Origin of the sequence: Streptomyces sp. CBMA123, assembly GCF_014596465.1 — a bacterium.
Classification (GTDB): Bacteria; Actinomycetota; Actinomycetes; order Streptomycetales; family Streptomycetaceae; genus Kitasatospora.
Genome location: NZ_MECK01000253.1, coordinates 1 through 7515, shown reverse-complemented (window position 1 = coordinate 7515; position 7515 = coordinate 1). Strand labels below are relative to the sequence as shown.

The window sequence follows — 7515 nt, the reverse complement described above, 5'->3', positions numbered from 1 at the left end:
CGCGGTGCCGTGTGCCGCCGTGAGGGCGTCCGCGCGGGGCGCGAGCCGGACCCGCAGCCCATGGGCCTGGACGGTCGTCCACACCACCTCCCGGGCCCGGGCCCCCGGCACCGCCACCGGCCGCCAGCGGCGCAGGATCGCGGCCGCCGCGACGGTCAGTTCGGCCCAGGCGAAGGCTTCCCCGATGCACTTGTGCTTGCCCGCCCCGAACGGCAGGAAGGACGGCCGTCCGAGCCCGCCGCCGTCCTGCCAGCGCTCGGGCCGGAAGCTCAGCGGCTCGTCGTAGCGCACCGGGTCGCGGTGCAGCGCGGTGAGGCTGTACAGCAGCTCGGTGCCGGCCGGGATCCGGTAGGGGCCGAGGTTCACCGGCACCTGGGCGGTGCGCATCAGGAAGGCGTTGGGGGCGTGCAGCCGCACCACCTCCTGGGTGACGCTGCGGGTGTAGGTGAGCCGGGCGAGGGCCTCCGGGGTGGGGGTGGTGCCGGCCGGCAGGTGCTCGTCCAGCTCGGCGAGGACCCTGGCCTCGACCTCGGGGTGGCGCAGGAGTTCGTCCAGCAGCCAGGTGAGGGTGGTGGAGACGGTCTCGGTGCCGGCGCCGAACATGGTGATCGCCTCGGAGCGGACGTCGGCCTCGGTGAGCGGGCGGCCGGTGGCCGGGTCGGTGGCGGCGCGCAGCAGGGCCGGCAGGGTGCCCCCGCGCCGCTCCGTACGGGCCGTGCCGGCGCGGCCGTTGACGGCCTGGTCGACCACCCGGTTGAGCACCCGGACGGCGGCGTCGAAGCGCCGGTTGACGGGCAGCGGCAGCCGGGCGAAGGCCGGGTGGGGGTAGAGGGACTGGACGATCTGGCCCTTCACCAGGTCCGGGAGCGCCCGGTGGAAGGCGAGGGTGGCGTCCTCGCTGAGCCGGGCGCCGAACAGCGAGCGGGTGACGATCTCCAGGGCCAGGTGGTTCATCTCCTTGGCCACGTCGAGGACTTGACCGGGCCGCCAGCGTCCGGCGCGCTCCTCGGTGACCTGGTGCATCACGCTCAGGTACCCGGCCATCCGGTCCGCGCCGAAGGCGGGCTGGATGATCCGGCGGCGGTCGCGGTGCGCCTGGCCCTCGGACATCAGCAGGCCGTCGCCGAAGGCGGTCTTCAGGGTGTCCTGGACGGCGCCGCGCGGACAGTCGTGGGCGAGCGCGACGAGCAGGGTGTGGACGAGCCGGGCGTCGGTCACCACGCAGACGGTGCGTGGCCCGAGCCGGATGCGGACCACGCCGCCGTGGCGGGCCAGTGAGCCGAGGAAGCCGAGCGGGTCGCGCAGCAGGGCGGCGGCGTGGCCGAGGCCGGGCAGTGCGCCGGGAGCGAGCGGGGGGACGGCCGCGTGGGTGGTGGGTGCGGAGGGTGGCGTGGTTCTCGGGGAGACGATTCGTTTCTGTGTCTCTGCCAGCAGGGTTTGGGTCGGCAGGGGCATGACACTTCCTCTCATCAGAGGCCGGTGCGGACGGTACCGGGGAAGGGCACCGGCGGGCCGGCCGGGGGGGCGGGGCCGACGAATGCGGACCCCGCGTGCGCCGGGGGACAGAGGGCGCACGACATAGGAAACGCGCCGGTCCGGCGGGCGTTGTGCCGAACGCGCGCGGATCACTCCAACGGACGATCACTCCGGCGGCGGTCGGAGCGCTCCGCGGCACCGGTGCCGCGAGCGGCCCCTGTCCGGCCTGACCTGCGCCGATCCCCCGCCCCGGCGGTGCGCGCCCGGCCCGCGCGGCAGGGTCTTTGGACCCTCGCCGCACGGTCGCGCGAGGGCCAGCATGGTGGGCGGAACAGGAGGAACCTGATGACCCGTCTGCGCCCCCGGCCGGCCCTCGACGTCCGGGTGGAGATCCGCGGCGAGCTGCCGCGCGAGGACGCCGGGTACGCCCGGGCCCGGGCGCAGGACACCGCGCCGGCACTGGGCCCCGACGCCCACGCGCTGCGGCTGCGGCTCACCCTCGCCCAGGCGGACGTGGAACCGGACGGCACCGGCCCGGCCCGGTCCCGCCGTGACGACGGGCACTACGGCCTGATAACGCCGGTAGCGGACGGCCGTCGCGGGGCAGGAATCCCCCCGGCACGGGACTGATCCGCTCGCGACCGCGCTGCCCAGGCTTCACCGCCCGGGCCCCCGCCCCATGCTCCACCGCCCCATGCTCCACCGCCCAAGGCTCCACCGCCCAAGGCTTCACCACCTCCAGACTCCACCAACTCCACGACAGGGGACCGGGACCATGGACTGCGACGACGAGGTCATGCTGACCGTCCGGATCACCGCCGCCGAGCGGGCGCTGCTCCGGGACCTCGCGCGCGGCCAGGGCGGCGACGTCTCCGGGGTCGCGGTAGACGGGCTGCTGGAGGTCATCCCGGCGCTGCACGACGACGGTTCGGCGCTGCCGCTGCTGCGGGTGCTGTCCAGGCCGGCGCCCTGCGCGGTGACGCTCTGGCTGCCCGCCCCGATCGCGGACCTGCTGCCACTGCTGGGCGAGCGGCTGGTGCGCACCGGCGGGCCGTCGGCCGGACCGGCCAGTGCCGCGCTCTCCGCCGCGCTGCGGCTGTGGCTCGCCGGGGACCGCGCGGTGCTCGCGGCCGGGCTGGCCCGGCTGCACGGCGGCTGTGCGGCGCGAAGGCTCGCTGGTGAAGCGGCGGTGGGCGGGCCGGTCCGGATCGAGGTCGCGGCCTGAGGCATCAGCTCGATCTGACCAGTCGTCGTACGCCGTGCGGCGATCGCGTGTCCGGGGCGGAAATTCTCCTGGTCAGGGCACTGGTCCCGGGCCGGGGAGGGGGCTGACATCTCGCCACGGCCGACGGGGTCGCAGACCCCGGGCCCGGCCGGGTGGTCGCCGCGACCCCGGGTCGGGGAGCGCGCACCTCCCGAGTGCGCTCCTGGGCATCGTCCTGCCCGCACGTTCCTGCTCCCGCCGGTCCGCCGTGTCCACGGTCTCGAACGCGCCCAGGAATTTCGCAAGAGGTTTCTGTTATTCCCGGATGCTCCGGCCGCTCTCCCTCGTGTCGGAAGGTCCGGGCCTCGCATCACAGGGGCACGGACCATCGCACGAGGAAAGGAACGCGATGGGACACCGGAGCAGTGAGCTCCGTCGGCGCAGGCGCCGCAGGCTCACCCGCAGGAGTGCCCTGGTCGCCGTGGCGGTGGCGGCCGGACTGGTGGCGGGCACGCTGGGCCTGCGCACCGCCCTGGAGCCGGGGGCGGCGCACCGCGCCGTCACGGTGGCGGACGCGTCGGTCGACGCGGTCGCGGACGACGGGGGGCCGGGGGAGACCGGCACCGCCGAGGGCGCCACCAGGGCGCCCGCCCCGAAGCGGGACGAGAAGGCCGCCGCGCCCAAGTCCATACCCAAGGACCAGCCCGACCGCGGCCTGGTCTACGCGGGGTTGAACCTGCCGTCCAGCGACCGCTGCGGCAACATGCTGGAGGTCACCGGCAGCAGCCAGTGCAGCCACGGCCCGGACGCGCCGCCCAAGGAGGTGGACATCCGCAAGGACGTCCCGCCGGTCGCCGCCCCGGCCGCCCAGGCGCCCGCGCTCACCCCGCCCACCGGCGCCCAACCGCCGTCCGCCGCCGACCTGTTGAAGGGTGGCGTGCCCGTCCTCGACGTCGCTCAGAAGGCGCTGCTCGGTGACGCCGGCACCGCCGCCGCCCCGCAGGACGCCGCCGCCCCGGCCGCCGGTTCGGGCCTGGTCTGCGAGGGTGACGGCAGCAGCGGCAACCGCGTCCAGGTGGTGTACGTGCACACGCCGGGCAACGACCGCTTCGCCCAGTACCTGCCCTCGTTCAAGAAGTGGGCCGCCGACGTCGACGTCATCTACAACGCCAGCGCCGCCGAGACCGGCGGGGTGCGGCACGTCCGCTTCGTCACCGAACCCGACTGCACCGCCTCGGTGTTGAACGTGCAGATCTCCGACGCCGAGATCCAGGACTTCAACGCGAGCAACCGGGCGCTGGCCGCGCAGGGGTTCAACCGCAAGGATCGCAAGTACATGATGTTCACCGACGCCAAGGTGTACTGCGGGATCGGCACCTTCGCCGGCGACGAGCGCTCCGGGCAGGACAACCTGAGCAACTTCGGCCCCTCGTACGGCCGGACGGACTCCGGCTGCTGGGGCGGTCACACCGCCGCGCACGAACTCGGGCACAACCTGGGCGCGGTGAACAACAGCGCGCCCAACTCCAGCAAGGCCGGGCACTGTACGGACACCTGGGACCTGATGTGCTACTCGGACGCCCCCTACTACCCGAAGATGCGAGTCGTCTGCCCGGACCGCGCGCATGACGACCGGCTCGACTGCGGCCACGACGACTACTACAACACCTCTCCCGCGCCCGGCAGTTACCTGGCCACCCACTGGAACGTCGCCGACAACCGCTTCCTCATCGCGGGCAACGGCGGTGGCAACGGCTCCGGCACCGGTCCTACCCCCACGCCCACCCCGACCCCGACCCCGAGCACGGGCCCGACGGCTACGGGCACGCCCACCCGCACGCCCTCGCCGTCCCCGACGCCCACCGGCAGCCCCACCGCCACGCCGACCCGGTCCCCGTCGCCGACCGCGACCCCGACCACGGGCGACACCCGCCCCGACGTGACGGTCAGTCAGATCACCCAGAACTCGGTGATGCTGAGCTGGAACCCGGTCGCCTCCGCCGCCGGCTACGACGTCCGGCTGAACGGCCAGACCATCGGCACCGTCCGCTCGACCGTGGTCGGCCTGGTCCGGCTGGCCCCCGGCACCGGCTACACCGTGGCGGTCGCCGTCCGGGACGCCGCCGGAAAGGTGGCCGAGCCCGGCCACCCGGCGAGCTTCCGCACCCTCGCCGACGCCGGCCGCCCGCAGCCGGGCGCCCACTACACCATGGTCAACGGCCTCACCGGCCAGGCCGCCGACCTGTGGGGCAGCTCGATGAACGACGGCACCGTGGCGATCGGCTACCAGCGCACTGGATACGCCAACCAGAAGTGGCAGTTCGAGGACGCCGGCAGCGGCGCGGTGCGGATCAAGTCCGCGCGCTCCGGCAAGTGCCTGCAACTCGGCGGGAGCCCGGTCGCCGGACAGTACGTGGCCCAGCAGCCGTGCGCCGACACCGCCGCGCAGAAGTGGCAACTCGCCGCCGGTGACAGCGGGTTCACCATCAAGGCGGACGGCTCCGACCTGGTACTCGGACTCAGTGACCGGTGGTACTACGGTGGTTGGCTGCTGGAGCTTCAGCAGCCGAACGACCGGCCGTACCAGAACTGGTCACTGCTGAAGACCTCGTAGGCCCGGAGCAGGCCCGGAAGCCCGCTCCACCCCGCACCGCGGGTGCGGCCGCCCCCACCCGAGGGCGGCCGCACCCGGCGCCACCGCTCCCCGACACCCTCACCCCACCGCCCGAGGAACGCCCGACATGCGAACCCGCACCCGCCCGCTGCTCGCCTCCCTCGCCCTCGCCACCGCGGCCGTCCTGCCCGCCGCCGCACCCGCCGCCGCCCACGGCGACGCCGTCCACCTGGACGTGGCCGGCCAGCAGAACGGCCGGGTCAGCGCCGTCGCCACCTGGGAGAACGACCACGACCCGGTCACCGAGGACTTCGCCGGCACGCTCTCCGCGACCGCCGCCGACGGCCGGACCGTCGGGCCCTGGCTGCTGGTCGCCGTGCCGGGCCGGCCGGGGACGTACACCACCCGGGAACTGCTGCCCGCCGGGCACTGGAAGGTCGCCGTCGACTGCGCCTTCCCCTCACTGGGCCACGGCGAGCGCGAACTCGACGTCGAGGCGGCCGCGATCAGCGACCCGGCGCCGGTGGACGCGGCCGCCGCCTCCGGGACCCCGGCACCCGCCGCCACCCCCGCGCCGACCGCCGCCTCGGCCCCGCCCGTCGCCGGACCGCCCGTGGCCGCCGGGCCGGCCACCACCGCCGCGCCCGTCCACGAGACCACCGACGACGCCACCACCTGGGCCGCCATCGGTACCGCCACCGCGGCCGTCGCCCTGGTCGCCACCGGCTTCTGGCTGCGAGGCCGCAGGCGCCGCTGACGGACCGCGCCATCCGCGCGGTCAACGTCGGTACGGGTGAGGGCACCCACCCAGCCCGACGCCCGCTAACGGGCGCTACTTCACGGCCTCGCCGGACTTCGCCCAGTTGTCGCGCAGCCGGTCCAGGTAGGACTGCGCCTGCGGACCGATCTTGACGCCCCGGGCGAAGGCGAGCATGTTGCCCGCCCCGGCGTTGTAGCCGAGGGCGGTGAGCTCGTCCCTGCTGAGCGGGGCGCTCACCTTGGCGGGGAGCTGTTCCGCGAGGTCGTGGAGGTGCCAGGCGGCCGCCTGGACGGCGAGGTCGCGGTCGTCCGGAAGTTCCTCCCAGTGACGGGAGGCGAACGGGCGGCCCGGCTTGGTGTCGTCGAAGGCGGCCCGGTGCATGTTGGCGATGCCGAAGGAGGCGTCCGGTTTGCCGCGCTGCCAGGCCCGTTCGAAGTCCGGGTCGTGCGGCTTGTACGCCTCGTTGTAGAGGATCGCCATCAGCAGCTGGGGGCTGACCCCGGCCTCGGCGGCGTACCGGCGCACCGGCGCCGCGTAGTCGGCCGGCTCGTAGCGGCCGGAGGGCTTCGAGGGAGCCGCCGAGGGCGCGCCCGGGGAGCTGCCGGAGGCCGGGGAGGCGGCGGCGGACGGTGACGCGGAGGGCGCCGCCGTGCCGGCCGCGGTGTCGTGGCCGCCGCCGCGGAGGATGCCCCAACCGGCCGCCGCGAGGACGCCGATCACGATCCAGCGCCCCCAGCGCGGTCCCTGCTGCTGCTCGCTCACCGCTGCCGGCCCCTCCCCGTTCGCCCGTCATCCAGTTCGATCGCCGTACGGTCGACCGCGCCCCTCGGGAGGCGTGTTCGACCCTATTCGGCGGGCTTCCGCTCCCCGTCGAGGTTGCGCAGGAAGTCCTTCGCCTTCTCGACACCGGTGTCGATCTGCCCGCTGTACTTGCGGTCCGTGCGGTCGTCGATCGCGTCGCCGACCTTCTCCAGGCCCTGCCCGAGCACGTCGCTGTGCTCACGGGCGAGGTCGGTGGCCTTGTCCGCGAGGTTCTTAAGACTTTCAAACATGGTGACGCTCTACTCCTTTGGTGCGTTCCTGTTGATGTGCCGACGTGGCGGGGATCATGGTCATCCTAACGAGGGCCCGCCGGGCGGTCCGCTGCCGCGGAACGGCGGCGGGTGACTTTGCTGAAATGGGTTTGTATGCTCCACACCAGCCTCTACAGGTCTGTAGACGGTGGGAATCGCCACAGGATGGATGGCGTCCCGGCCCGCGCGGTGGCGTGGCCGCGCCGCCGCAGCCGAAACGATCGAGGGAAGTGCGCATGGCCGGCCAGCGGGCGAGAACGCCGTACCAGGATGCGGGACCTCGCGCCGAGGACCCCGCCGTGCCCGCCCAGCGCTCCCGCGGCGCCGGTGACGGCGCCGACCAGGCACGGGACGCCCGCCCCCAGCGCGCCGGGGCCGGGCGTCCCGT

Annotated in this window: 7 protein-coding genes; 4 read left to right on the top strand and 3 right to left on the bottom strand. The window is 74.5% G+C overall.

Translation table 11 applies throughout. The annotated features are described in order from the left end of the window. A partial coding sequence (locus tag BG452_RS25645; protein WP_188306730.1) for a cytochrome P450 occupies window positions 1-1455 on the bottom strand: 1455 nt, incomplete at its 3' end. 366 nt (window positions 1456-1821) lie between these two features. On the opposite strand from BG452_RS25645, the gene BG452_RS25640 reads away from it, so the two are divergent. The 4 genes from BG452_RS25640 (at window position 1822) to BG452_RS25625 (ending at window position 6051) form a co-directional block, all read left to right on the top strand. Then, a complete protein-coding gene (locus BG452_RS25640; protein ID WP_188306729.1) occupies window positions 1822-2106 on the top strand; it encodes a hypothetical protein in 285 nt (94 codons plus the stop codon). Window positions 2107-2251: 145 nt separating this feature from the next. Continuing rightward, window positions 2252-2701: a hypothetical protein gene (locus tag BG452_RS25635; RefSeq protein WP_188306728.1), complete on the top strand. Its 450-nt coding sequence runs from the start codon at window positions 2252-2254 to the stop codon at window positions 2699-2701. A 388-nt stretch (window positions 2702-3089) separates the two neighbouring features. Further along, entirely contained in the window at window positions 3090-5294 is a 2205-nt protein-coding gene (locus tag BG452_RS25630) for an RICIN domain-containing protein (protein ID WP_188306727.1), read from the top strand. 127 nt (window positions 5295-5421) lie between these two features. After that, the gene (locus BG452_RS25625; protein ID WP_188306726.1) at window positions 5422-6051 is read left to right on the top strand and encodes a hypothetical protein; all 630 of its coding nucleotides are present in this window, start codon (window positions 5422-5424) and stop codon (window positions 6049-6051) included. A 75-nt stretch (window positions 6052-6126) separates the two neighbouring features. Here the strand turns inward: BG452_RS25625 and BG452_RS25620 are convergent, their stop codons facing one another. Together BG452_RS25620 and BG452_RS25615 are read right to left on the bottom strand one after the other, a co-directional pair. After that, on the bottom strand, window positions 6127-6816 hold the full coding sequence (locus BG452_RS25620; RefSeq protein WP_188306725.1) for a lytic transglycosylase domain-containing protein: 690 nt from the start codon (window positions 6814-6816) through the stop codon (window positions 6127-6129). A gap of 83 nt (window positions 6817-6899) precedes the next feature. Then, window positions 6900-7106: an antitoxin gene (locus tag BG452_RS25615; protein ID WP_188306724.1), complete on the bottom strand. Its 207-nt coding sequence runs from the start codon at window positions 7104-7106 to the stop codon at window positions 6900-6902. Window positions 7107-7515: the final 409 nt, after the last annotated feature.